At 66.1% G+C, this 1,747-nt stretch carries 3 protein-coding genes; all 3 read left to right on the forward strand.

Going from position 1 to position 1,747, the window contains the following annotated elements; translation table 11 throughout:
- A partial coding sequence (locus AB0D99_RS35605; RefSeq protein WP_362372374.1) for a transporter substrate-binding domain-containing protein occupies positions 1–159 on the forward strand: 159 nt, incomplete at its 5' end.
- A 30-nt stretch (positions 160–189) separates the two neighbouring features.
- Positions 190–1,128, forward strand: a complete 939-nt coding sequence (locus AB0D99_RS35610; protein ID WP_362372368.1) for an amino acid ABC transporter permease — start codon at positions 190–192, stop codon at positions 1,126–1,128.
- Positions 1,125–1,747, forward strand: a 623-nt coding sequence (locus AB0D99_RS35615; protein WP_362372371.1) for an amino acid ABC transporter ATP-binding protein, incomplete at its 3' end; no start/stop codon positions are given. The genes AB0D99_RS35610 and AB0D99_RS35615, both read left to right, overlap by 4 nt.

Below are 1,747 nucleotides of genomic sequence, written 5' to 3' on the forward strand. Positions count from 1 at the left end.
TTCGGTATCGCGGTGGACAAGAAGAACACCCAGCTGCGTGACGCGCTGAAGGAAGCGCTGGACGCGATCATCAAGGACGGCACCTACAAGGCCGCTCTCGACAAGTGGGGCGCCGCCGACGGCGCGATCCCCGCGGCCAAGATCAACGGCGGTTCCTGACCTCTCGCGTACCACTGAAGGGCAGTCGTCGTGACTGACAAGTTCGACAAGGTTCCCGCCGGGGCGTCACCCGCCCCGGCGGGGGTCCCCCCGGAGGCCATCAAGGCCATCCCGGTCCGCCACTACGGACGCTGGATCGCCGGCGTCGTGGTCGTGGCCCTCCTGGCCCTGCTGGTCTACGCCTTCTCCCAGGGCAACGTCCGCTGGGCCACCGTCCCGGAGAAGCTGTTCGACCCCAGCATCCTCTCCGGCCTCGGCAACACCATCCTCATCAGCGTCGCCTCCATGGCCCTCGGCCTGGTCCTCGGCGTCCTGTTCGCCGTCATGCGGCTCTCCAAGAACCCCGTGACCAGCTCCGTCGCCTGGCTCTACATCTGGATCTTCCGCGGCACCCCGGTCTACGTCCAGCTCCTCATCTGGTTCAACCTCGCCCTGATCTTCCCGGTCTTCAACATCGGGTTCTACAAGGACGAGATGACCGACGTCATGACCCCGTTCCTGGCCGCCCTGCTGGGCCTGGGCCTCAACGAGGGCGCCTACATGGCCGAGATCGTCCGCGCCGGCATCCAGTCCGTCGACGAAGGCCAGACCGAAGCCTCCCACGCCCTGGGCATGTCCCAGGCCAAGACCATGCGCCGGGTCGTCCTGCCCCAGTCCATGCGCGTGATCATCCCGCCCACCGGCAACGAGTTCATCAACATGCTCAAAACCAGCTCACTCGTCGTCGCCGTGCAATACCCCGACCTGCTACGCGCCGCCCAGGACATCGCCTCGGTCTCCTTCGCCGTCATGGAGATGTTCTTCCTCGCCTCCATCTGGTACCTCATCCTCACCAGCGTCTTCAGCGTCGGCCAGTACTACCTCGAACGCCACTACGCCAAGGGCTCCCTGCGCTCCCTGCCCCCCACCCCCTGGCAGAAGATCAAGACCAACCTCACCATGTTCAAGCGCTCGGAGGTCTCGGGATGACTCTCATGGTCAAGGCCGAAGGCGTCCACAAGTCCTACGGACCCGCCCACATCCTGCGCGGCATCGACCTCGAGGTGAACAACGGCGAGGTGTTCTGCCTGATCGGCCCCTCCGGCTCCGGCAAATCCACCTTCCTGCGCTGCATCAACCACCTCGAGAAGATCAACGCCGGCCGGCTCTACGTCGACGGCCAGCTCGTCGGCTACCGCCAGAAGGGCGACAAACTCTACGAACTGAAGGACAGCGAGGTCGCCGCCCAGCGCCGCGACATCGGCATGGTCTTCCAGCGCTTCAACCTCTTCCCCCACATGACCGCCCTGGCCAACGTCATGGAAGCCCCCATCCAGGTCAAGGGAGAGGCCAGGGCCGTCGCCCGCGAACGCGCCGAGCGCCTCCTCGACCGCGTCGGCCTCGCCGACAAGGCCGGCAACTACCCCTCCCAGCTCTCCGGCGGCCAGCAGCAGCGCGTCGCCATCGCCCGCGCACTGGCGATGGAACCCAAGCTGATGCTCTTCGACGAGCCCACCTCCGCCCTCGACCCCGAACTCGTCGGAGACGTCCTCGACGTCATGCGCGACCTCGCCGAGTCCGGCATGACCATGATCGTCGTCACCCACGA

This window comes from Streptomyces sp. NPDC047971 (assembly GCF_040653355.1).
Classification (GTDB): Bacteria; Actinomycetota; Actinomycetes; order Streptomycetales; family Streptomycetaceae; genus Streptomyces.